This window comes from Ruegeria sp. AB11, assembly GCF_056536325.1.
This window is the reverse complement of the sequence record NZ_JBQFJO010000001.1, coordinates 1,624,828-1,647,883: the sequence shown is the minus strand read 5'-3', so window position 1 is coordinate 1,647,883 and position 23,056 is coordinate 1,624,828. Positions and strand designations below refer to the sequence as shown.

The window sequence follows — 23,056 nt, the reverse complement described above, 5'->3', positions numbered from 1 at the left end:
CAGAATCCAGCCGAGTTAATTGGGCGGAAACAGAACCAGAGTCTGTAGCGCCGTTCCCACAGGTCCCTGCGTGTCAAACAAAACCGACTGCGACATACCAATCCCCGACGGCTGCCAGTGCGAAATCGAATCGGAGGCCAGCCAGTCTGAGGTGGGCTCTCGATGGACTTGTATCGTCAGATCGGTGTTCATGAATCCCATCTCGGTCGTGGGCGCATTCCATGATATGCCATTACCACAATCCGCGAGCGGGCAGAGCGCCTGTATCGGCGAGGGATCTTCGCCATCAACCAAGGTGGGCGTGCGCATCCACACGATTTTGGGACCAGCGCCCTGATTGCCGCCGGCTGGATAGCCAATTTCTGAGTGATGGGCAAAACCAGGCAGATCATGCCGCATTTCACCGATTGGAAATGGGCCATCGACGACATCTTCCAATCGCGGTGCGGGCAGGTCGACATTGGGAACAGACCCAAGGTCCCTGCGCACCACATGCATGGTGGTTGCGGTTGCACAAAGCGTATCATCTAGATCATGAACGGTGACGCGTGTGGTCGCCAGCGTTTTTGTGTGGCGCGTGGTCTCCGCCGCGACCCGCAAACCGGCCAAAGGCAGCGGGCGCAGCAAATTGACCGTGAGACGGGTCAACATCTTATCTGGTCCGACCTCGGTCTCGGCCGCTCGCACAATCAGGCCACTGACCGGCCCCGCATGACAGTGATCTGCTGACCAGGGCCCGCGCGCGGGATCATTGCCGACAAACTCACCTTGCGTATTCTGATGAAAATACGCCTGCCCCAACACATCCGATATCATCGCGGTTGCTTCTGCCTCAGACTTTTTCTTGCGTGTATTTCTTTAATTCGGCGCGCGCGACCTGGCGACGATGCACCGCGTCTGGCCCATCCGCCAGACGCAAGGTGCGTATATGGGTCCACGCGTTGGCCAAAGGTGTATCCTGGCTGATCCCTTGCGCGCCAAACATCTGCACAGCTTCGTCGATCACCTTCAGCGCTACTTTGGGCGCCACGACCTTAATCTGGCTGATCCAAGGGGCCGCCGCCCGCGCATCGCCCTGATCCATGTACCATGCCGCCTTTAGGCAGAGCAGTCGGGCCATTTCGATCTCCATCCGACATTCGGCAATGATGTCGTAATTGGCGCCCAGTTGCGCCAGCTTCTTCCCGAATGCTTGGCGTTGCAGTGACCGCTTGCACATCTGTTCCAATGCGGCTTCGGCCTGACCGATGGCGCGCATGCAATGATGAATGCGACCCGGCCCCAGACGACCCTGCGCGATCTCGAACCCGCGCCCTTCGCCCAGCAGGATGTTCTCGGCTGGAACCCGGACATCTGTGAAACGGATATGCATGTGACCATGAGGTGCATCGTCGTGGCCGTAGACTTCCATCGGCCGCAATACCTCGATGCCAGGCGTGCCTGCTGGCACCACGATCATCGACTGGCGCTGGTGTTTCTGCAGATCATCTCTGCCCGTTTTGACCATCACGATATAGACCTTGCAGCGCGGATCACCTGCCCCGGAAGACCACCATTTCTCACCATTCAGAATGTAGTCAGCACCGTCCCGCACACAGGACATCGAGATATTCGTGGCATCCGACGACGCCACATCCGGTTCGGTCATCAGATAGGCCGACCTGATCTGGCCATCGAGCAACGGCTTCAGCCACTGTTCCTTCATCGCGTCCGAGCCGTAGCGCTCAAAGACCTCCATATTCCCGGTATCAGGTGCTGAGCAGTTAAATACTTCAGCCCCCAAAGGGGTCTTACCCATTTCTTCGGCAAAATAGGCGTACTCAACTGTACTGAGGCCAAAGCCCTTATCACTGTCCGTCAGCCAAAAGTTCCACAGCCCTGCCGCTTTGGCCTTGTCCTTTAGACCTTCGAGGATTTCGGCCTGACGCTCGGTGTATTGCCAGCGATCGCCTTTGTTGATCTCCGCATGATACTCCTGTTCAAGCGGCATGACCTCATCCCGGATCATATCAGCAACACGTTGCAACAAGGCGCGATTTTCATCGCGCAGTCCGAATGTCATGGTCATGTATAGTCCTCTCTACAGCACCGCGCGCACCCGACGCTTGGGTCCGAGGATGGCTCAGCACCTATGACACTGTCCAGTTGGGTGACGGAACGTCATTCAGATAAAACGATACCATACACTGCATCACAGTGAGGTGCCTGAGGTCGCGGCAGAAACGTTCGATTGGATTGGGCGTAGATACATGAGGTCAGACGCCGACCCAGCGACAGCCTTTAAGGTGCCAGTATCCAGTTACCATCGGCAGTTCTGCAACGGCGTGTTCTGATATCCCGAGCCTGTTCCGCGCCTTCGGGCTGCACAATATGCTGGAGTATTACACAATTATCCTGAACGCTGAGAACTCGGATCGTCCCTTTTGAGCCCGTATCCTGATTAAGCCATGCCCTCTCTTGCCCAACCGAGGGCGAGCCTGAGGACAACAACGCATTCGAGGTGGCGCTTAGCACTTGGAAATCCGCAGGGCTCAACCCCATTTCCGCGATGATTCGGGAAATCGATTTGGCCTGAGCGATTCCACTCGAACCCAGTAATAGAACGGTAACGAGCGCTGAATAAAAGAAGGCTTTCATTATGGGGCCTCGCCGATCTGAACAACTTTCACGCTCATAGATATACCTCTGTGGGTGTGTGGCCAAGCCCAACTTGGTCACCTTCAAATTATCCCGAACAAACCTATTGCAAGGCGGGTGCTAGGTCCCTCCGCCCGTTCGCCTCATATTACCCCAAGACGAACCAGAGGCACTTGATGACACATCCAAAATACTATGCACCTACAGGCGGTCACCCGGGGCAAGAGCAGTTATTGACTGACCGCGCCATGTTCACCGACGCCTATGCGGTGATCCCGAAAGGCACGATGCGCGACATCGTCACCAGCTTTCTTCCTTTCTGGGAAGGGACACGCCTGTGGGTTCTTTCGCGGCCTCTGAGTGGGTTTGCAGAGACATTCTCGCAATACATCATGGAGGTTCAGCCCAGTGGCGGCAGTGATACTCCGGAAACAGACCCAAACGCACAAGGTGTGATTTTTGTAGTCGAAGGCTCTGTAACCCTGACGTTGAACCAAGCGGAGCACGTACTTGAGACCGGAGGATATGCTTATATCCCGCCCGGAAGTGACTGGGCCCTGCACAATCGCGCCGATTCCGTTGCCCGGTTCCATTGGGTTCGCAAAGCCTATCAGGCCGTGCCCGGTCTGCCAGCCCCTGATCCGATCATCACCAACGAATGCGAAGTGACGCCCGTCGAAATGCCCGGCACCGAAGGGCGTTGGTCTACCACGCGTTTTACCGATCCGCATGACCTGCGGCATGACATGCATGTCAACATCGTCAATTTCGAGCCCGGTGGCGTAATCCCATTTGCAGAAACCCATGTGATGGAACACGGCCTTTATGTGCTGGAGGGCAAGGCGGTTTATCGACTCAATCAGGATTGGGTCGAGGTCGAGGCCGGAGATTATATGTGGCTGCGCGCTTTCTGCCCCCAAGCCTGTTATGCGGGTGGTCCGGGTCGGTTCCGATATCTGCTATATAAAGATGTAAATCGGCATATGCCTCTGTCGGTTCCCTCGCGATAGACGACCATAGCGTCAATGTCCGGTATAGGGGTTCACAGAATCGCTGGAATCTGATGAAATTACGTAAGTTTTCAGCACTGGAGATTGTTCAATGTTACTGCGCGGTACGATGATTGCACTGGTTGCCACCCTTGGCCTTTCGGCGTTCAACGCCGAGCCGGTCGCAGCCAAGGAAGAAACCAAGTCCGTTTTCGTCATGAGCCGTACCTGGGCGGTGACGCAGGTCTCGGACGCGCCTGTGGTCTATCGGGCCACGCGGGACAACAACAATCTGAACCCCTTTGGCCCCCCGCCACGTCTGCGCACCATTCAGGCGATGGCTGCGATACAGCAGGCGACCGGATGCAAGGCGATCTATTCCAGCATGTATCAGAACATCTCGGGCCAGTTCTTTTCACAGGTCAGCTGCAACTGAAATTGGTACAATACTTTGATTGAGATCGCATGATCTGCCTGCCATAGCTTGCGCATGAAACTTGCGATCAACGGATTCGGCCGTATCGGCCGCACCATCCTGCGACAGGTCCTAGGCCCGTCGCAGAATTCGGATATCGAGCTGGTGCTGATCAACGATATCGCACCGCTCGAAACCTGCGCATATCTGTTCAAGTACGACAGCACTTTCGGACCTTATCCAGGTTCGGTGGCAGCCGAAGGTGGAGCATTGAACATCGATGGCCGGATTGTTCCAATGTCCCACAGCGCAGATTTGGCAAAGGTCGATCTGTCCGGCGTCGATGTGATGCTGGATTGCACCGGCATCGCGCGCACATCGGATGTTGCCAGCCGGGGATTGACTGCCGGGGCGGGCAAAGTGCTGATTTCCGGCCCCTCACCTGCTGCCGAGGTCACGGTTGTACTGGGTGCAAACGAAGATCAAATGGGCAACGCACGGATCGTGTCGAATGCGTCATGTACCACCAACGGGCTGGCCCCACTGGTCAAGCTGATCGATGAAATCGGCGGGCTTGTCTCTGGCCACATGACCACGATTCACTGTTATACTAACAGCCAGCCCATGGTTGATGCGCCGCGTGGGGATCTGGCCCGTTCGCGCGCCGGAGCATTGTCGATGGTGCCCACGACCTCAAGCGCCACACATCTGATCGATGTTGTGCTGCCAAATCTTGCCGGTCGCATTTCGGGGGCTGCGGTGCGTGTTCCCACGGCCAGCGTATCTGCTGTCGATCTTGTCGCCACCCTTGAACGGGGCAAGAGCGCGGATCAGTTCGACCAAGCGTTTCGCAACGCGGTCGCAGCTTCTGCCGTACTGGGCTGGACCGATCTGCCCTTGGTATCATCTGATTTGCGCTCCCGTCCTGAATCACTCGTTTTGGCCGGGCCCGAGACGCGTATGATCGGAGAGAACCAAATCAGGGTCTTTGGTTGGTATGACAATGAATGGGGGTTTTCGGCCCGCATGCTGGATGTCGCACGCTTGATGGCCGAAGCGGGGTGACCCGCAGCGCTGAGCCGCGCTGCGGGATTGCTCATAGGCCTCATTCGTGAGGCAGGCTGCCAGAGCCGTGACCGGCCATTCCGCCAGAAACTTCCTCGGTCGATTCTTCTGCCAGCTCTTCAGGCAGGACCAGGTTCAGCACGATGGCGATCAGAGCCGCTGGCAGCAGGCCGCTTGTCATCAGAATGCGGAGCGTATCCGGCAGGTGCTGGACCGCACCAGGTTCCAGCTGCAACCCAAGACCAATCGACAGTGAGATCGCAAAGATCACCATGTTGCGGCGATTCCAATCCACGTCCGACAGCATCGAGATGCCTGCCGCAACCACCATGCCGAACATGACGATCACGCCGCCACCCAGCACTTCGATGGGTACTGTGCGAATGATCGCTCCGACCTTCGGCACGAGACCACACAGGATCAGGAACAAGGCCCCGCAGGTCACAACATGACGGCTCATGACGCCTGTCATTGCGATCAAGCCGACATTCTGGCTGAACGATGTATTCGGAAACCCGCCGAAAATACCGGCGAGTGCAGTTCCAAAACCATCGGCATATGTTGCACCTTCGATTTCTTTGTCTGTCGCCTCGCGACCTGCACCACCCTTGGTGATCCCCGATACGTCACCGACGGTCTCAATGGCCGAGACGAAAGACATCAGACAGAATCCGATAATGGCCGCCAATGAGAACTCAAAGCCATATTTGAACGGGACTGGCAGTGCGAATGCAGAGGCCCGCGACCAGCTGTTGCCGATGGCTTCGAACGTCACCATACCGACCATTAGGGCATAGACGTAGCCAACCGCCAATCCGACGAGTACGGCAGACACCGACAGCATACCACGCGCAAAGAACTTGAGGCCCAGCGTCACGACAACAACGACCAACGCCGCCGACCAGTTGAGCAGCGATCCGTATTCCGGAGTACCAATCGCAGGCACGCCACCAGCAGAATATTGAATGCCAACCTTGACCAGCGCCAAACCGATCATTGTCACGACAAGCCCGGTCACCAGCGGCGGAAGCGCAAAACGTATCTTGCCAATGAACAGGCCTAGAAAGGCGTGAAAAAGACCACCGATCAGGACACCACCGAACAGTGCTGCCAAAGCATCCACACCCTTACCAGCGACAAGCGGGATCATGATGGGCAGAAAGGCAAAGCTTGTTCCCTGAACAATCGGCAGTGCCGCGCCAACTGGGCCCAGCGTCACAGTCTGCAACAAGGTTGCCAGACCCGCGAACAGCATCGACATTTGGATCAGGTAGAGCAGCTCAGGAAAATCAGGGGAATTGGATCCAAATCCAAACCCGGCGGCTCCGGCCACGATGATGGCCGGTGTGACGTTTGAAACAAACATCGCCAGCACATGCTGAATGCCCAGCGGTATCGCCTTGTGTAAGGCGGGCGTATAGTTCGGGTCCCGAAGTTGTTCGGGGGTCCCTATCGAAGTTTCGGCCATGATCTCATTGTCCTCCCTAAGATCCAATGGGGTTCTTACCGCTTCTTTGGCGGCTTCGTATTTGGATTCAGCGGTCGACCACCTCGTACGGAGTGCTGAACCAGTATTCTTCTAGATTTGGACCGTCCCCGATCCTATCGACGACCGCGAACAGGCCGGGCCCGTGCAGAGGAGTTAGAACCCCGTGCCAAGTGCCTCGGTGATAGTTCACAGCTTGTCCGGGGAGCGTGATGAAAGCCCTTGGTTGCCCGGGTTTTCCGCCCTCATCCGGTGCGACGATCACCAGAAAAGGCTGGTGAGTCATCGGAATAAAGGCCTGGCTGCCATCGGGATGACGCTCGACCATTTCCAGCCGGTAAGGCAATTCGCGCGGGTTGGCGTTAAACAGGCTAATACCGGCACGCGCGTTACCGAAATCCAGCCCAGCCCGGTCGTGATAACGGCCGCATTGGCCCTGATTGATCATCTTGTCAGGCTCACCTGAGATATCAATCAGATCGCCAAATGGCGCGAACGCTGCTGCCGAGATCGTTTCAGCGACAATCTGGGTCATGAGGGCAGCACATCGCGCAGACGGAATTCGGCGATCCGTTCGACCTGTCGGCATGCCTCAGCGAACTCGGTCTCGCGATCCTGTTCGATCCGCCGCTCAAATGCGCCCAGGATCGAGGCCTTATTGTGGTCCCTAACAGCGATAATGAACGGAAAACCAAATTTTTCGGTGTAGCGCTGATTTAATTCGGTAAAGGTGGCTCGTTCGTCATCCGTCAGCGCATCGAGACCGGCCGAAGCCTGCTCAGACGTGCTTTCCTGTGTCAGCCGCTTGGCCTGCGCCAGTTTACCAGCAAGATCGGGGTGGGCCGTTAACACACCCAGCCGTTCCTCGTCCGAGGCGGACCGGAACATGCGGGTCAGAGCATTGTGCAATCCACCCGCCGTGTCATGTGCCGCGCCCAGTTCCAGACCAAACGCACGCTCGGCGATCCATGCGGAATGCTCGAAGTTACCTCCGTAAGCGGAGACAAATTCGTCGCGGCCCATCTGTGAGGGTTTTGGGCGCTCAGCCGGCGGGTGCGTTTCAGCCCAATGTTCCGCAATCTGCAATCGCGTTGCAAACCACACATCCGAGAACCCGAGCGCGTAATCCAGAAACCGTTTCAGCGCCATGACGCGTCCCGGACGCCCGATCAAGCGACAATGAAGACCAATCGACAGCATCTTGGGTGCGCCAGCTTCGCCTTCTGCATAAAGCGCATCGAAACTGTCTTTCAGATAAGAATAGAACTGATCCCCGGCGTTGAACCCCTGCGGTGTGGCAAAGCGCATATCGTTGCAATCCAGCGTGTACGGAACAATTAACTGATCCCGGCCACCGGTTTGCATCCAGTATGGAAGATCGTCTGCATAGGTGTCCGCGACATAGGCAAAACCACCCTCTTCGGCGACCAGACGCACAGTGTTGTCCGAACAGCGCCCGGTGTACCAGCCACGCGGGCGATCCCCCACAACTTCGGTATGCAAGCGGATAGCTTCTGCAACCTGAGCCCGCTCTTCATCCTCGGGCATGTCCTTGTGCTCGACCCATTTCAGCCCGTGGCTGGCAATCTCCCACCCTGCCGATTTCATTGCGGCCACCTGATCTGGCGAGCGCGCCAAAGCCGTCGCCACACCGTAGACAGTGATCGGCAGATCTTTCATCAACCGATGCAGGCGCCAGAACCCTGCCCGCGCGCCGTATTCATAGATCGATTCCATGTTCCAGTGACGCTGGCCCGGCCATTGCGCCGCCCCGACTATCTCGGACAAGAACGCCTCAGACGCAGCATCCCCATGCAGAACACAGTTTTCACCACCCTCTTCGTAGTTCAGCACGATCTGTACTGCCAGTTTCGCCCCGCCGGGCCATGCGGCGTCAGGCGGGTTGGCTCCATATCCGATCATATCGCGGGGGTAACGAGGCGGCTGCATAGGGTCTTCCAGTCCGATTAGGTGTTTTGACAGCTTTACCGCAGAAACGGTACATTGATTATCAAATCAATCCGAACACTGTTTCCAGTTCTTTCGGCATTTCAACCATTTTGCTGTTTGGCCCAGACTGTGGCACACCAAAAGAAACACATAGGAGAGACCCTTGGCTGGCTATCTGACGACCCATGTTCTGGACACGGCACGCGGCTGCCCTGCTGAGGGGTTGAAAATCTCTCTTTACGAAGTGTCGGGAGATTCTCATCGCAAACTGGTCGAGATGGAGACCAACGCGGATGGTCGCACCAACAGTCCGATCCTACCGCAGGACGACTTCAAAGCCGGCACGTATGAACTGATTTTCTTTGCCGGCGATTACCTCCGCGCGACGGGTCAGGACGGCGATGATCCTCTGTTTCTGGATCAGGTGCCTATCCGCTTTGGTATGTCCGACCCGGATGCCCACTACCATGTGCCGCTGCTTCTATCCCCTTATGGGTATTCGACCTATCGGGGCAGCTAGACCTAGATTTCGGCGCTGCGGACCACCTTGCCGATACGATCAATCATGAAATCCATAAACAGCCGTGCCTTGGGATCTTGGTGGCGGCGATGGGTATACAGGCAAGCCATTTGAACCGGCACCGGTGGCGTTTGCATCGCCACCGGGATCAATCGTCCTGCCTTCAGATGTTCGGACACTTCGAACACAGGCTTCATAGCAATTCCCTGCCCCGATAACGCCCAATCGGTTAAAACATCGCCATCGTCGCACTCATATCGGCCTGAAACAGCGAACCGTTTCGGGCCATCAGGCGTTTCCAGCATCCACTGAAACTCTGCCGCTCCGGGGAAGCGTAGGTTCAAACACTCATGTTTGCCTGAAATCAGATCCGTTCCAGATTCGGGCATCCCACAACGGCTCACGTAATCAGGGGCCGCGCATAGCACGCGCTGACAATCCGCGATCTTGCGAATGCGCAATGTGCTGTCTTCGGGCTGACCGATGAAAAAGGCCAGATCCAACCCTTCGGTGGTTAGGTCGACAGATCGGTCTGTCAGCCTTAGACGCACATCAATCTCAGGGTATTCTGACAGAAAATCAGGCACATGAGGTGCCAGAAGGCGGCGCCCGACACCCAGGGGCGCTGCGACGAATAGCGACCCGCGCGGCGCTTCGGTCAGATGTGTGACTTGCGCTTCTGCCTCATCCACCGCATCCAGAACTGCAACTGCACCGGGGTAAAATGCACGCCCTTGCTCAGTTGGAGTCAAGTTGCGTGTGGTTCGCTGGAACAGACGAACCCCGAGGTGATCTTCTAACTGCGAAATCCGCGCTGACGTCACCGCAGGTGAGATTCGCATATCGCGTCCGGCGGCTGACATACTGCCTAGATCATAAACCCGTACAAAGGTTCGAATGTTATCGAGATAGGACATCTTATCGTTTTTTTTGATACAGTTTGACAATATACGGGAATACCGAAGAAAAGCCCGTTTGCCTAGTGTGGCGATAACTTATCGGAGACCTCATCAATGTACGACTTCGCCGTGTTCTGGGATTGGATTGGTTTTGGCGTGCGCTGGCTACACGTCATCACTGCGATCGCCTGGATCGGATCATCCTTCTATTTCATCGCGCTGGACCTTGGCCTGAACCGCGATATTCCCGGCCCGGCGGACGGCGAGGAATGGCAAGTCCATGGCGGTGGCTTTTATCACATCCAGAAATATCTTGTCGCGCCGGAGCGCATGCCTGACCACCTGACCTGGTTCAAATGGGAAAGCTACGCGACTTGGCTGAGCGGCGCCGCGCTATTAATGATCGTCTACTGGGTTGGCGGCGAGCTTTATCTGATCGATGCGCATAAAGCTGATCTGGCGCTGTGGCAGGGCATCCTGATCTCGGCCGCGTCGCTGACCATTGGCTGGCTGGTCTATGATTTTCTGTGCAAGTCTGGTCTCGGTGAACGCCCGACGCTGCTGATGGTTCTGTTGTTTGTCCTGCTGGTGGCCATGGGATGGGGTTATAACCAAATCTTCACCGGCCGTGCGATGATGCTGCATCTCGGGGCTTTCACGGCCACAATCATGACGGCGAATGTGTTCTTCATAATTATGCCAAACCAGCGCATTGTTGTGGATGACCTCAAAAACGGACGTACGCCTGATCCTAAGTACGGCAAAATCGCCAAACTGCGTTCTACCCACAACAACTATCTAACCTTGCCCGTTGTGTTCCTGATGCTGTCGAACCACTACCCGCTGGCCTTTGCCACCGAGTACAATTGGATCATCGCCGCGTTGGTCTTTTTGATGGGCGTCACCATTCGCCACTATTTCAACACCCGCCATGCGCGCGCCGGTAATCCAACCTGGACCTGGCTGGTGACTGCACTGCTGTTCATGGCCATCATGTGGCTGTCGACCGCTTCTATGCACGACCCGTTGGAAGAGGCCGAAGCGCAAGAGCTTACACCATATGAACAGAAATTTGCGGCGGCGGATGGCTTTGAAGAAGCGCACGATATTGTTTTGGGGCGCTGTTCCATGTGCCACGCGCGTGAGCCTGTCTGGGAAGGCATCCTGTGGGCACCCAAAGGTGTGTTGCTGGAAACCGAGGCCGACATCGCGCAGAACGCGCAGCAGATATATCTGCAATCAGGCGTCACCCACGCAATGCCCCCTGCAAACGTCACTTTCATGGAGCCCGAAGATCGCGACGCGATCATTAGGTGGTTCCGAAATGCCGATCTGTGAAAAATTGGGACACGGTCGAGCCAATAATAGCAACTGAGTTTGGTTTAGTTCTTCCCCTTGGCGCCGCCAAATGCTCTAAATGAATTCAACAAGCCGCATTTCTATTGTTTCGCGGCCATAGTGATTTCGACTTGGGGCAGTTGGAGCCAGACAATGATAGGGAGCAGACCGCGCAGCGTTCTGAGGAGCTGGCTTTTTTGCGCTCTTTTGGCGTTGTCTCCCAATCTTGCATCCGCGCTGGAAACCACCCTCTCCGCTCCCGGCGCATCAAAAGATCTGATTGACCGACTGGAAGAGACCTCATCGGTTTTCACCTCAGAATCGCGTGGACTGGATACGTCGCTGGAAATCCTGTCGGCTGCTCTGTCCGACTACCGCACCATCGTTCAAATTATGTATGACGAAGGGTATTTCAGCCCCGTTGTCAGCATCAAGTTGGACGGGCAGGAAGCTGCAAATATCAACTCTTTGAATGTTCCTACCCAGTTCAGACGTGCAGCGATATTGGTCACACCAGGGCCGAAGTTCAAATTTGGCACGGCTGTCGTTCAACCATTAGCACCAGAAACCTTGTTACCCGAGGAATTTGCCACAGGCAAAACGGCCACCACCGGAGCAATCCAACAAGCGGCATCCGCAGGGATCCAAGGTTGGCGCGATACGGGCCACGCAAAGGCAGGGGTGTCGGACCAAAGAGTAATCGCGCGACATGCGCAGGCACGACTGGATGCCACAATTGATCTGGCACCGGGACCAAGGCTTCGGTTCGGCAAAATGAACATCCAAGGCGACACTAACGTTCGCCATCGGTCGATCGAAAAAATTGCAGGCTTCCCCTCGGGTGAAGTTTATTCCCCAGAACAGGTACAAAAGGTTGGAACCCGACTGCGGCGCACCGGCACATTCAGCACGGTTTCTATTAAGGAACATGATGAGCCCAACCCGGACGGCACTTTGGATTTCGATGCCACATTCGAAGACCTCCCCCCCCGTCGGCTGACATTCGGGGCTGAGATCGCCTCGCGCGATGGGCTGGATTTAACTGCCACGTGGACCCATCGAAATGTGTTCCGGCGGGCAGAGCGGCTAAGGTTCGAGGCTGCGATCCGCAACATTGGCGGCGCCGAGGATATCGACGGGCGCATTGGCCTGCGTCTGGATCAACCAGACCGGCTCGGCCCAGACGACAATACATTCTGGAGCGCGCTGCTGGAACGGCGAAATACCGAGAATTATAACGTCACTATCGCTTCGCTTGCCTATGGTGCCCGCCGCACTTTTTCGAACCGTCTTTATGCCGAAGCCTCAGCCGGTTTCCAATGGTCAGACGCGGATGACGCCTATGGCGATGGCCGCAAGTTCCGGTACTTCATCCTGCCTTTCCGGTCTGAATGGGATGAACGGGATAGCAAGGTCAGCGCCACGCGCGGCTACTATCTGGATTCGCAGGTAATGCCCTTTGTCGGGTTCTCTGGTTCTGACACTGGCCTGAGGATGTTTTTTGACGGGCGTTACTATAACGACATAGGCACAGGCGGCCGGTTGGTGCTCGCCGGGCGCGTTCAACTTGGATCAGTCCTTGGCCCGCCGCCAGACGGTGTGACGCCGGATTTCCTGTTCTTCTCGGGCGGCGCGGGAACGGTACGCGGTCAGCCCTATGAAAGCCTCGGCATCCCAGTCGGGGACGGTGTTGCCGGCGGTAAGTCCTTTCTGGGACTGTCAGCTGAAGTTCGTGGCAAAGTCACCGACACAATCTCGTTGGTCGGCTTCTATGACTATGGCGTCGTCGACACGTCCTCGTTCATCGGCAGCGGCGCGGAAGAGCATTCTGGCGCCGGGCTAGGTATTCGCTATGATCTGGGCGGTTTCGGGCCATTGCGCTTTGACCTAGCCGTCCCAGTTCAGGGTGACACGGGCGATGGGTTGCAGTTCTACCTCGGGATCGGGCAGGCCTTCTGATGCGTCGCTTTATATATCCTCTATTGCTGGGTTCAGCAGTATTGCTGGGTTCAGCAGTGATCATCGTACCCTTCGCAGCGACCGCGCAGGACGAAGGCGGCAGCATGATCGAGCAGTTCCTGCAGGACACCCTGTCAGGTGACGATCAAAATGTGCGGGTGATTGGTCTGGAAGGCGCGCTGAGTTCACGAGCGACGATTCAGGAAATTACCGTCGCCGATGACGAAGGTGTCTGGCTGACCATCAAAAATGCTGAGCTGGATTGGAACCGGCTGGCGTTGCTGCGGGGTCGATTCTCAGTCAATACATTGTCGGCGCAAGAGATTGACATCGTCCGTGCCCCGGGCACGACGACTAAGGACACACCGCCGCCTTCAGCTGAGACCCAACCCTTTCAACTGCCCGAGCTTCCGGTTTCCATTGAAATTGGCGAGCTTCGGGTCGATGACTTGTCTTTGGGTGAGCCATTGATCGGCGTCGCGGCTGATCTTGCCGTGAATGGTAACCTCTCGCTGGCGGACGGAACGCTGGATACAACGCTGGATATCGACCGGCTGGATCGAGCGGGTGATACGATTGATCTCAAAGCCGGATTCCAGAACGATAACAGCCAGATCGACCTGGACCTCACCGTCGCCGAAGCCTCGGGCGGGTTGATCGCAACGGCCCTGTCCATCCCCGATGCCCCGCCGCTAAAACTGACCGCAAAAGGTTCGGGGCCGGTATCAGATTTCAACGCCGATATCGGGCTGAGCAGCGATCAACAGCTTCGCGTATCTGGCCAAGTTCGACTGCGGACAGCCGAAGAGAATGGCACTGCATCCGATGGGATTGCATTTACTGCCGATGTCGGCGGCGACCTGACTCCGTTCCTGGCCCAAGAGATGGACACGTTTTTTGGCACAGACACGAGGCTTTTCGTGGACGGGCGCACCCATTCCGATGGCGCGCTGGACATCTCGGACATTGAGATCACCTCAGAAGCATTGGAACTGAAAAGCGAGGTGAGCCTTGCCTCGGGCGGTGCTTTGCAACTGGTTGCCCTTCAAGGCCGCATCACGCCACCAGAAGGCGACAAAGTTGTTCTGCCCGTCAGTGGCGGCGACACGTCCATTGGCGCGGCGCAGATTTCGGCCTTGTACAACTCCAAAAACGGTAACTATTGGGATCTGAGCCTGACAACTGACAACGTTGAGACCCCCAATCTGAATATTGATCACGCCAGAATTACTGGGCAGGGCACCTTGGATCAATCCAGCGGCTTATCGATGGATGGAGACGTCCAGGCCGTGCTTGATGGCATCGATTTGACTGATCCAGCGCTGAAAGCTGCCGTTGGGGATCAGATCACGCTGGATGGACGGTTCGATTATGGCAGTGACCAGTCCTTACAACTGACCGGTTTCGAACTGGTTGGCAGCGACTATACCCTTGAAACCGATGCCGTGATCAGCGGGCTTGAGACAGGGTTGCAGGTTGATGGCGCGGCACTGCTGCAGGCCACCGACCTATCGAGGTTTTCGAACCTCGCACAGCTGCAGCTAGGTGGCGAAGCTTCGATCAAAGTTGAAGGCAAAGGCTCACCGCTGGAACGCAGCTTTGATGGCAAGCTAACAGTAAACGGGCTCGATTTGGTTACTGGCCGCGACGATATCGACCCAATGATCACCGGTGAAACCGACATTGTGTTAGATGCCAAACGCGGAACCGATGGCGTGTCCATACGGGAGCTTTCGATCAGTGGTGATGCACTGACTGCTCAGGCCAGCGGTACGGTCACGACCCTTGATGGCAACATGACGATCGATGGGCAGGCCAACGTCAACGCCCCCGATCTGAAGGTATTCTCGGGCCTCGCTAAGCGTGATCTCTCCGGTGCGGTGCAGGCCCGGCTGGATGGCAAGGGCACCGTACAAACACTGGAGTTTGACGGCCAGGCCAGCGTAATCGGTACAAATATCGAAACAGGGATGATTGAGTTCGATCCGCTGTTGAGAGGCCGGGTATCGATCAATCTGGACGGCGCACATTCCGGCGATCAGGTCGTCGTCCGAAATGCTACAATCAAAAGCGCCGCGTTGACCGCCGAGGTCGGTGCTACGATTAATGATCCTATCGGCGACATTGCCGTAGACGGCAGTGCAAAGGTAACGGCACCGGATTTGACAGTGTTCTCAGGCCTCGTCGGGCGCGACCTGACGGGATCAATCAATGCTGATGTCACAGGCAGAGCCGCGCAAGGTAGCAAGACTTTTGAGATCATTGGCAAACTCAGAGCGGATGATCTTGGAACAGGTATAAACGTGATTGATGCGCTTGTTCAGGGCAGAACAACGCTAAACGTGGATGCCGCAAACGACGATCAAGGTCTTAACATCCGCACGTTCAATCTGAACGGAACAGCGCTGACTGCAGATGCATCGGGACGATTGGACCGTGAAGCAGGAGGCCTGAATTTCTCGGCCATGCTGGACAATGTGGGTCGGGTCTCGCCTACTCTGTCGGGCCCGCTAAAACTTGATGGCAATGTCGCCCCGACCGGGTCTGGCCTTGAGGGCAACGCCCGCTTGCAAGGACCTGAGAGCTCTTATGCCGACTTGTCGGGAACCGTTGACACCAATGGTTCAGCCGACTTTGATTTTGAGGCCAAGATCAATCGGCTCGAACGTCTGATCCCCGATTTCCCTGGAACCCTGTCTGCCAATGGAAATGCTCGTCGTGATGCAGGCAAGTGGACTATCGACGCCAAAGCCGACGGCCCCGCCGAGATTAACACTACGGTCGCGGGTACCCTTGATGAAAGTAGCGGCGAGGCAGACTTGAAGATGCAAGGCGGTATCAACATAGGTATCGCCAATGCGTTTATTTCACCCAATAGCCTGGCAGGTAAAGCTCGGTTCGATCTAGCCCTGAAAGGGGCGCCTGCACTGGATGCGCTCAGCGGAACGATTTCAACATCCGGCGCATCAATGGCGCTGCCAGATGTGGGGCAAACGATCACCGATATCGGCGGAACGGTCAACATCGCGCAAAGCCGTGCAACTGTTGCACTGCAGGGTGGCCTGCGGGCAGGAGGAGGCTTCACCGTCAATGGCCCGATCAATCTGACCTCGCCCTTCAACACTCAGATCACCACGAAGCTCAATAATCTCGTTCTGACAGACAGGCTTTTGTATGAGACCACATTGAACGGCCAGATTGCCCTGACCGGGGCATTGGCTGGAAACAGTGCTCTGGCCGGTCAGATAAACTTTGGTGAAACTAACATAAACCTTGCCGCAGCGGCAGGCGCAGTTGGCGCAGCACCAATCCCAACAATCGACCATATTAACGAAAGCCGTGCCGGTTTTGTGACGCGGGAACGTGCCAATCTGGTCGAAACCGAAGACAAAGCCAAAAGCAACTCGCGCATGTCATTGGACATCGGCCTGCTTGCCCCCAAAGCCGTGTTTGTTCGAGGCCGAGGTGTCAACGCCGAATTGGGAGGGCGCATTCAGATTGGCGGAACCACTACATCCGTCGTCCCATCGGGTCAGATCGAATTGATCCGGGGTAACATCGACATTCTGGGCCGTCGTCTTGCGCTGACCAAGGGTCTGGTGACACTGCAAGGCGACCTGACCCCCTATATCGAGTTTGAATCTTCGACCAGCACCTCGGACGGTACAGCCACCATTGAGATCGCAGGTCCTCTGGATTCGCCCGAAGTGGACGTGTTCTCAGACCCCGAACGCCCGACCGAAGAAGCACTGGCCATGCTGCTGTTCGGCAACCGTTTTTCGGAGTTGTCGCCTTTTGTGATCGCGCAGATGGCGGCTTCACTGGCCCAGCTCAGCGGCGCGGGTGGGGATGCAACCAAGGGCGTGCGCGAGGCTACGGGGCTTGACACTGTAGACCTTGGCGCAACGGAAGGCGGCGGTGGCAGCCTAGGGGCAGGCGCATATCTAAGCGACAACCTCTATACCGATTTCACCGTCAATACCGAAGGCGATACCGAAGTGAATTTGAACCTGGACGTCACCGACAGCTTTACAGTGCGTGGTACGGTGGATGGCCGGGGTGAGACGGGGTTGGGTATATTCTTCGAACGGGATTACTGATCACAAAAAAGGGCGACCTCAAATGAGCCGCCCTTTCTAAGAGTACGTGAAGTTTATTCCGCCGCGATGGCGTCTTCGATCTTTTCGACACGAATGGCCGAGAATTTAAACTCAGGGATCTTGCCGTATGGGTCGATGGCCGAGTTGGTCAGGATATTCGCCGCCGCCTCGACATAGGCGAATGGTATAAACACCATATCCTCGGCAATCGCTCGGTCGGCTCGCACCATGATTTCAATCGAACCGCGGCGAGTAGTCAGACGGATCATCTCGCCCGGCTCAATCCCCATCAGTTTCAACGTACGCGGGTTCATCGAGCAGTTCGCTTCAGGTTCTACGGCGTCCAAAACAGTGGCCCGGCGGGTCATCGACCCGGTGTGCCAGTGTTCCAGCTGCCGGCCCGTGGTGGCGATCATCGGGTACTCGTCATCCGGCGCCTCATCCGGCGGAATGACGCTGGCCGGGGTGAACCGGGCCCGACCATCTGCGCGCGGGAACCCGTCACCGAACACGATGGCCTGTCCCGGATCGGTTTCGCTGAGCGAGGGATAGGTGATGGTCTCGGTCTCCAACCTTTCCCAAGTGATATTGTCGAGCGAGGCCATGGTCAGCTTCATCTCGGCAAAGACCTGGGACACGTCCGTGTACTCCCAGTTCAGACCTATGCGCTGCGCAAGCTCGACAGTGATTTTCCAATCCTCGCGCGCCTCACCCGGAGGCGTCACAGCAGGACGCACACGTTGTACCTGACGGTTGGTGTTGGACACGGTGCCGTTCTTCTCATAGAGCGCCGAGGCGGGCAGGATGATGTCGGCATAGTTCGCCGTTTCGGTCAGGAAGATATCCTGCACGATCATCAGCTCCAGCTTGGCCAGAGCCTCACGCGCGTGGCCTACATCCGGGTCAGACATGGCAGGGTTTTCACCCTGAATGTACATGCCCTTGATGTTGCCTGCGTAAGCCTGATCGATGATCTCGGTGACCGTCAGGCCCTTCTCGTTCGAGAAGTCGCGTTCATCGTTCCAAACATTGTTGAACTTGGCCCGGATGCTGTCATCGGTGACTGACTGATAATCCGGCAGGAACATCGGGATCAGACCCGCATCTGAGGCGCCCTGAACATTGTTCTGACCCCGCAACGGGTGAAGACCCGCGCCCGGCTTGCCAACGTTACCGGTCATCAAGGCCAGCGAGATCAAGCAGCGCGAATTATCGGTTCCGTGGATGTGCTGGCTGACACCCATACCCCAGAAAATCAGACCGGCCTTGGCTTGTGCAAAGGTGCGCGCCACTCGGCGCAGTTGATCCGGTTCAATACCACAGATCGGCGACATCGCTTCGGGCGTGAACTGGCGCAGATGCTCTTTCTCGGCTTCCCAGTTCTCGGTCCAGCGGTGGATGTACTGGCTGTCATAGAGCTCCTCTTCCACAATCACATTCATGATCGCGTTGAGCATCGAGACATCCGCTCCCGGACGGAATTGCAGCATCTCATCTGCAAACTTGCGCATGCCGACGCCGCGTGGGTCCATCACGATCAGCTTGCCGCCACGTTTGGTGAACTGCTTGAAGTAAGTCGCGGCTACGGGGTGGTTCTCGATCGGGTTGGCCCCGATGATGATCGCCACATCCGCGTTTTCGATCTCGTTGAAGGTCGCAGTAACAGCGCCGGAGCCGACGTTTTCGATCAGGGCCGCAACAGACGACGCGTGGCACAGACGGGTGCAGTGGTCGACGTTGTTGTGGCGGAAACCCTGACGGATGAACTTCTGGAACAGATAGGCTTCTTCATTGGTGCACTTGGCCGAGCCGAAGCCTGCAACGCTGCGCGGGTCTTCGTCGCGCAGAGCCTTCAGCTTGGTGGCGGCCAGATCCATCGCCTCTTCCCAAGTCGCTTCGCGGAAATGAGTTGATAGGTTGCCGGGATCGACATTCAGGCCCTTCTCAGGCGCATCTTCACGACGGATCAGCGGCTTGGTCAGGCGATGCGGATGGTGGATGTAGTCGAAACCAAAGCGGCCTTTGACGCACAGACGGCCTTCGTTTGCGGGACCGTTGATGCCCTCGACATATTTGACCTTGCTGTCTTTGACCTTCAGCGAGACCTTACAGCCGACGCCGCAGAACGGGCAGACGCTTTCGGTTTCACTGTCGTAATCCTTGCTGTCACCCTGCTGGTTCTCATCCAGAATAGTGGCGGGCATCAAGGCACCGGTCGGGCAGGCCTGCACGCATTCACCACAAGCCACACAGGTCGAAGCACCCATCGGGTCGTTCTGGTCGAACACCACTTGCGCTGTGTGGCCACGTCCGGCCATACCAATCACGTCGTTGACCTGCACGTCGCGGCAGGCCCGGACGCAGAGGTTGCAGTTGATGCAAGCGTCCAGATTGACGCGCATCGCAACGTGGCTGTCATCCAACAGCGGGATTTTCTCGGCCTCTTTCGCCGGGAAACGGCTGTCGCTGACATGGTTCAGCTTGGCCATATCCCAGAAGTGGCTGGAGGTGTCGTGTGCTTCCTCAGGCTGATCCGCGACCAACAGCTCCATGACCATGGCGCGCGATTTCTCGGCCCGATCACTGTCGGTCTTCACGACCATACCGTCCGCCGCCGGGCGGATGCAGGAGGCAACCAGCGTGCGCTCGCCTTCCACCTCGACCATGCAGGCACGGCAATTGCCGTCGGGTTTGTAACCGGGTTGCGGCTTGTGACACAGGTGCGGGATTGTGAACCCCTGCCCCTTGGCGGCTTCCCAGATGGTCCAGCCCTCGGGCACGGTGACATCTTCGCCATTCAGGTTGAAGGTGACGGTCTTGTTTGGGCTTGCATCAAGCATGGCTGTCTCCCTCAGATTTCGTCAGCGAAATGTTTCATGACCAGGCGGATCGGGTTCGGGGCCGCCTGCCCCAGACCGCAGATCGAGGCATCGCCCATGACCTGACACAGGTCTTCCAGCAGGTCCTGATCCCATTTTTCGGCTTGCATCAGCTTGACCGCCTTTTCGCAGCCTGCACGGCAGGGCGTGCACTGGCCGCAGCTTTCGTCTTCGAAGAAGCGCAACATGTTCAGCGCCGCATCGCGCGCGGTGTCCTGATCGGACAGAACCACCACAGCGGCAGAGCCAATAAATGTGCCGTGCGGTTGCAGCGTGTCGAAGTCCAATGGGATATCGTCCATCGACGCGGGCAACAGGCCCGAGGATGGACCACCTGGCTGATAAGCCTTGAAGGTCTGCCCTTCGGCCATACCACCAGCAGCTTCGATCACATCCAAAATGGTCGAGCCAGCAGGCAGAAGGTAAACACCCGGCTTCGCGACCCGCCCCGAGACCGAATAGCTACGCAAACCCTTGCGACCATTCTTTTCGGTGCTGTTAAGGCATTCAGGCCCTTCACGGCAAACTTTGGTCACCCAATAGAGGGTCTCGACATTGTGCACCAAGGTCGGGCGGTTAAAGACCCCAACCTGCGCCACGAACGGAGGACGGTGACGCGGCAGGCCCTTTTTACCTTCGATCGATTCGATCATCGCGGATTCTTCACCGCAGATATAAGCTCCGGCGCCGCGGCGCAGATCGATATAGCCGGGCTCAACAATCCCGGCCTGTTCCAGCGCGGCAATCTCACGGCGTAGGATTTCCAGAACCGCCGGGTATTCGTCACGCATGTAGATAAAGCACGTCTCGGCCTCGACTGCCCATGCGGCGATCAGCATACCTTCGAGGAAGACATGCGGTGTACGCTCCAAGTAGAAGCGGTCTTTGAACGTGCCGGGCTCGCCCTCATCCCCGTTTACAGCCAGATAGCGCGGACCTTCGTTCATGCGAACGAAGCCCCATTTCTTGCCGGATGGGAAACCTGCGCCACCCAGGCCTCGCAGGCCCGAGGACAGAACGTCTTCCTGCACTTTCTCCCAGTCACCGCCGTCGCGGAGCTCATTCAGCTTGGCGTAGCCGCCATTAGCTTCATAAGCGGCAAAGGCTTCGTAGTCGGGCAGATGCGCATGCGTGTCTTCGGCCGCAATCGCCGCCTGTACTTTTTCAGGGGTCGCATGATCGATATGATTGTGACCGATCTCAAGAACAGGCGCGGTGTCACAACGGCCCATACAAGGTGCGCGAACAACGCGGACCTCTGCCGGGTCAAGACCATCTTCGAGCGCCTTTTGAAGTTGCTGGGCACCGGCCATTTCACACGAAAGAGAATCACAGACCCGGATCGTCAGCGCGGGCGGAGGCGTCTCGCCTTCCTTCACCACGTCGAAATGCGCATAGAAGGTGGCCGTCTCATAAATCTCAGCCTGCCCGATCCGCATCTCAACCGCCAAGGCGGCAATGTGATCGGCGCTGATATGGCCGTGTTCGTCCTGAATCAAATGCAGAAATTCGATCAACAGGTCGCGGCGACGCGGGCGGTCACCCAACAGACGCGTGATTTCAGCCTGCGCCTCATCCGTGAACTGACGGCCTTTAGGCGTGTGCCGACCTTTGCCTTTACCTGACTTCCAGACGCCCTTGGGTGCGCCTGATGGCTTGATATCTAATGGTGCCATGATGCCCTCCGATTAAGGCTCCGTGTCTCATCAGACTAGCATATCGTCAAATCGCATATCTCAATCGTACGATAACGACAGATTATCACCGTAAAGACGCCACCACATCACGTAATGCGCCGACCGTGGGCAATTCCGGGTCGCGAGTCAGGGTCGCCAGACAAATCGGCTTGCTGACCACCGGGTCGACCAAAGGCAGCACTTTGGTATCTTTCAAATCCCCCAGCGCCCGCACCAACACGCGCGGGATCACAGTGGCAGCCAGCCCCTCGCGCGCCATAACCATCGAGGCAGTGAACCCACTGGTCTCGGCCACAATATCCGGGTGCAAGCCCTGTTCGGCAAATATCCGGTCCAGAATTCGCCGGTTCTGCATCTGAGGCTCCAATAGGCTAAGCGGGAACTCGGCCACGCGCGCCCATGGGATCGGGCCTGTCTCATCGGTCATATGCGAAGGAACCAACAGGACGTAGGTTTCTTCGTACAACGGCTGCACCTGCCGCAAGTCGGTGCCGATGCTGTCGCCATAGGTAATACCCGCGTCCAGACTGCCTTCGTCCAACCGGTGTTGGATCGCGGTCGCGGACATGGTCTCGATCCGGGTCACGATACGCGGGTGGGCGTCGCGCAACCGCTTGGTCAGTCGTCCGGTGAAGGCAATCGCCGTAGGGATCACGCCCAGAATAAGCGTGCCGGTGATCTCGCCCTTGGCAGCCAACACCTGCTGTTCCAAAGCCTTGGTGTCATCGAGAATGCGTCGCGCCCGCTGAACGATCATCTCGCCCTCTTCGGTCAAGCCCTGAAACCGATTGGCGCGCCGGACAATAGAGACACCCAATCGATCCTCGAGATTACGGATGCGCATTGAGAACGCAGGCTGGGAAATGCCACACTCCTCAGCCGCTTTGGCAAAGTGGCGGTGTCGGGCAAGGGCGCTGAGGAGTTGCAGGTCGCGGATTTCGATCATTTGGGGTCTTCTCGAACGGCAAGCTAAAAAAGTTATTCTAGCGAGGTTTTCAATGCGTAGAAACGCGAGATCTGACTGGAATCTCAGCCTAACGCGAGTATGCAGAGCAAATTACGAGCAGGCAAACTTCCTGAGATGGTATCTGAATGTCAGAGAAGCGGACAAAGCTGCCATTG

17 protein-coding genes are annotated in these 23,056 nt (G+C 57.0%); 7 read left to right on the top strand and 10 right to left on the bottom strand.

Going from position 1 to position 23,056, the window contains the following annotated elements; translation table 11 throughout:
* Positions 1-15: 15 nt before the first annotated feature.
* From ACR3EJ_RS08310 to ACR3EJ_RS08300, 3 genes are all read right to left on the bottom strand, one after another.
* Entirely contained in the window at positions 16-816 is an 801-nt protein-coding gene (locus ACR3EJ_RS08310; protein ID WP_170545535.1) for a thioesterase family protein, read from the bottom strand.
* Between the two features lie 16 nt (positions 817-832).
* Complete coding sequence (locus ACR3EJ_RS08305; protein ID WP_170545538.1) at positions 833-2,068, bottom strand: acyl-CoA dehydrogenase family protein; 1,236 nt, start codon at positions 2,066-2,068, stop codon at positions 833-835.
* Between the two features lie 212 nt (positions 2,069-2,280).
* Positions 2,281-2,637 (bottom strand): hypothetical protein, encoded by a 357-nt coding sequence (locus tag ACR3EJ_RS08300; RefSeq protein ID WP_170545540.1) that lies wholly within the window; start codon positions 2,635-2,637, stop codon positions 2,281-2,283.
* 176 nt (positions 2,638-2,813) lie between these two features.
* Between ACR3EJ_RS08300 and ACR3EJ_RS08295 the strand changes: the two genes are divergently transcribed.
* The 3 genes from ACR3EJ_RS08295 to ACR3EJ_RS08285 all read left to right on the top strand — a co-directional run bounded on the left by ACR3EJ_RS08295 (position 2,814) and on the right by ACR3EJ_RS08285 (position 5,106).
* On the top strand, positions 2,814-3,647 hold the full coding sequence (locus tag ACR3EJ_RS08295; RefSeq protein WP_170545542.1) for a bifunctional allantoicase/(S)-ureidoglycine aminohydrolase: 834 nt from the start codon (positions 2,814-2,816) through the stop codon (positions 3,645-3,647).
* 91 nt (positions 3,648-3,738) lie between these two features.
* Positions 3,739-4,062, top strand: coding sequence for a hypothetical protein (locus ACR3EJ_RS08290; RefSeq protein WP_010438086.1), 324 nt, complete (start codon positions 3,739-3,741; stop codon positions 4,060-4,062).
* A 54-nt stretch (positions 4,063-4,116) separates the two neighbouring features.
* A complete protein-coding gene (locus ACR3EJ_RS08285) occupies positions 4,117-5,106 on the top strand; it encodes a type I glyceraldehyde-3-phosphate dehydrogenase (RefSeq protein ID WP_170545544.1) in 990 nt (329 codons plus the stop codon).
* A gap of 40 nt (positions 5,107-5,146) precedes the next feature.
* Here ACR3EJ_RS08285 and ACR3EJ_RS08280 read toward each other — a convergent pair whose 3' ends face one another.
* The 3 genes from ACR3EJ_RS08280 to puuE form a co-directional block, all read right to left on the bottom strand.
* Positions 5,147-6,574 (bottom strand): nucleobase:cation symporter-2 family protein, encoded by a 1,428-nt coding sequence (locus ACR3EJ_RS08280; RefSeq protein ID WP_170545556.1) that lies wholly within the window; start codon positions 6,572-6,574, stop codon positions 5,147-5,149.
* A gap of 67 nt (positions 6,575-6,641) precedes the next feature.
* Entirely contained in the window at positions 6,642-7,127 is a 486-nt protein-coding gene (locus ACR3EJ_RS08275) for an ureidoglycolate lyase (RefSeq protein WP_170545560.1), read from the bottom strand.
* Positions 7,124-8,542, bottom strand: coding sequence for an allantoinase PuuE (puuE, locus tag ACR3EJ_RS08270; protein ID WP_170703633.1), 1,419 nt, complete (start codon positions 8,540-8,542; stop codon positions 7,124-7,126). The genes ACR3EJ_RS08275 and puuE overlap by 4 nt, the downstream gene beginning before the upstream one ends.
* A gap of 163 nt (positions 8,543-8,705) precedes the next feature.
* Between puuE and uraH the strand changes: the two genes are divergently transcribed.
* Entirely contained in the window at positions 8,706-9,062 is a 357-nt protein-coding gene (gene uraH / locus ACR3EJ_RS08265; RefSeq protein ID WP_170545565.1) for a hydroxyisourate hydrolase, read from the top strand.
* A 2-nt stretch (positions 9,063-9,064) separates the two neighbouring features.
* On the opposite strand, the gene ACR3EJ_RS08260 is transcribed toward uraH, so the two are convergent.
* Positions 9,065-9,979 carry a LysR family transcriptional regulator gene (locus ACR3EJ_RS08260; protein ID WP_170545567.1) on the bottom strand — a complete coding sequence of 305 codons (915 nt, stop codon included), beginning with the start codon at positions 9,977-9,979 and terminating at the stop codon, positions 9,065-9,067.
* 96 nt (positions 9,980-10,075) lie between these two features.
* Here ACR3EJ_RS08260 and ACR3EJ_RS08255 point away from each other — a divergent pair, with 96 nt between their 5' ends.
* The 3 genes from ACR3EJ_RS08255 (at position 10,076) to ACR3EJ_RS08245 (ending at position 17,358) form a co-directional block, all read left to right on the top strand.
* The gene (locus ACR3EJ_RS08255) at positions 10,076-11,299 is read left to right on the top strand and encodes a urate hydroxylase PuuD (protein ID WP_170545570.1); all 1,224 of its coding nucleotides are present in this window, start codon (positions 10,076-10,078) and stop codon (positions 11,297-11,299) included.
* A 153-nt stretch (positions 11,300-11,452) separates the two neighbouring features.
* Complete coding sequence (locus ACR3EJ_RS08250) at positions 11,453-13,258, top strand: BamA/TamA family outer membrane protein (RefSeq protein ID WP_170703634.1); 1,806 nt, start codon at positions 11,453-11,455, stop codon at positions 13,256-13,258.
* Positions 13,258-17,358 carry a translocation/assembly module TamB domain-containing protein gene (locus ACR3EJ_RS08245; protein ID WP_480422908.1) on the top strand — a complete coding sequence of 1,367 codons (4,101 nt, stop codon included), beginning with the start codon at positions 13,258-13,260 and terminating at the stop codon, positions 17,356-17,358. The genes ACR3EJ_RS08250 and ACR3EJ_RS08245 overlap by 1 nt, the downstream gene beginning before the upstream one ends.
* A gap of 53 nt (positions 17,359-17,411) precedes the next feature.
* Here ACR3EJ_RS08245 and fdhF read toward each other — a convergent pair whose 3' ends face one another.
* From fdhF to ACR3EJ_RS08230, 3 genes are all read right to left on the bottom strand, one after another.
* The gene (fdhF, locus tag ACR3EJ_RS08240; RefSeq protein ID WP_170545581.1) at positions 17,412-20,198 is read right to left on the bottom strand and encodes a formate dehydrogenase subunit alpha; all 2,787 of its coding nucleotides are present in this window, start codon (positions 20,196-20,198) and stop codon (positions 17,412-17,414) included.
* 11 nt (positions 20,199-20,209) lie between these two features.
* Positions 20,210-21,913 (bottom strand): NAD(P)H-dependent oxidoreductase subunit E, encoded by a 1,704-nt coding sequence (locus ACR3EJ_RS08235; RefSeq protein ID WP_170545584.1) that lies wholly within the window; start codon positions 21,911-21,913, stop codon positions 20,210-20,212.
* An 85-nt stretch (positions 21,914-21,998) separates the two neighbouring features.
* Positions 21,999-22,880, bottom strand: a complete 882-nt coding sequence (locus ACR3EJ_RS08230) for a LysR family transcriptional regulator (protein ID WP_010438067.1) — start codon at positions 22,878-22,880, stop codon at positions 21,999-22,001.
* Positions 22,881-23,056 lie beyond the last annotated feature (176 nt).

Coding starts and splice junctions, on each gene's coding strand:
- ACR3EJ_RS08250 (WP_170703634.1), top strand. CDS start 11,453: ATGATAGGGAGCAGACCGCGCAGCGTTCTGAGGAGCTGGCTTTTTTGC.
- ACR3EJ_RS08295 (WP_170545542.1), top strand. CDS start 2,814: ATGACACATCCAAAATACTATGCACCTACAGGCGGTCACCCGGGGCAA.
- ACR3EJ_RS08280 (WP_170545556.1), bottom strand. CDS start 6,574: ATGGCCGAAACTTCGATAGGGACCCCCGAACAACTTCGGGACCCGAAC.
- puuE (WP_170703633.1), bottom strand. CDS start 8,542: ATGCAGCCGCCTCGTTACCCCCGCGATATGATCGGATATGGAGCCAAC.
- ACR3EJ_RS08255 (WP_170545570.1), top strand. CDS start 10,076: ATGTACGACTTCGCCGTGTTCTGGGATTGGATTGGTTTTGGCGTGCGC.
- ACR3EJ_RS08310 (WP_170545535.1), bottom strand. CDS start 816: ATGATATCGGATGTGTTGGGGCAGGCGTATTTTCATCAGAATACGCAA.
- ACR3EJ_RS08245 (WP_480422908.1), top strand. CDS start 13,258: ATGCGTCGCTTTATATATCCTCTATTGCTGGGTTCAGCAGTATTGCTG.
- ACR3EJ_RS08260 (WP_170545567.1), bottom strand. CDS start 9,979: ATGTCCTATCTCGATAACATTCGAACCTTTGTACGGGTTTATGATCTA.
- fdhF (WP_170545581.1), bottom strand. CDS start 20,198: ATGCTTGATGCAAGCCCAAACAAGACCGTCACCTTCAACCTGAATGGC.
- ACR3EJ_RS08290 (WP_010438086.1), top strand. CDS start 3,739: ATGTTACTGCGCGGTACGATGATTGCACTGGTTGCCACCCTTGGCCTT.
- ACR3EJ_RS08285 (WP_170545544.1), top strand. CDS start 4,117: ATGAAACTTGCGATCAACGGATTCGGCCGTATCGGCCGCACCATCCTG.
- ACR3EJ_RS08230 (WP_010438067.1), bottom strand. CDS start 22,880: ATGATCGAAATCCGCGACCTGCAACTCCTCAGCGCCCTTGCCCGACAC.
- ACR3EJ_RS08305 (WP_170545538.1), bottom strand. CDS start 2,068: ATGACCATGACATTCGGACTGCGCGATGAAAATCGCGCCTTGTTGCAA.
- ACR3EJ_RS08300 (WP_170545540.1), bottom strand. CDS start 2,637: ATGAAAGCCTTCTTTTATTCAGCGCTCGTTACCGTTCTATTACTGGGT.
- ACR3EJ_RS08275 (WP_170545560.1), bottom strand. CDS start 7,127: ATGACCCAGATTGTCGCTGAAACGATCTCGGCAGCAGCGTTCGCGCCA.
- ACR3EJ_RS08235 (WP_170545584.1), bottom strand. CDS start 21,913: ATGGCACCATTAGATATCAAGCCATCAGGCGCACCCAAGGGCGTCTGG.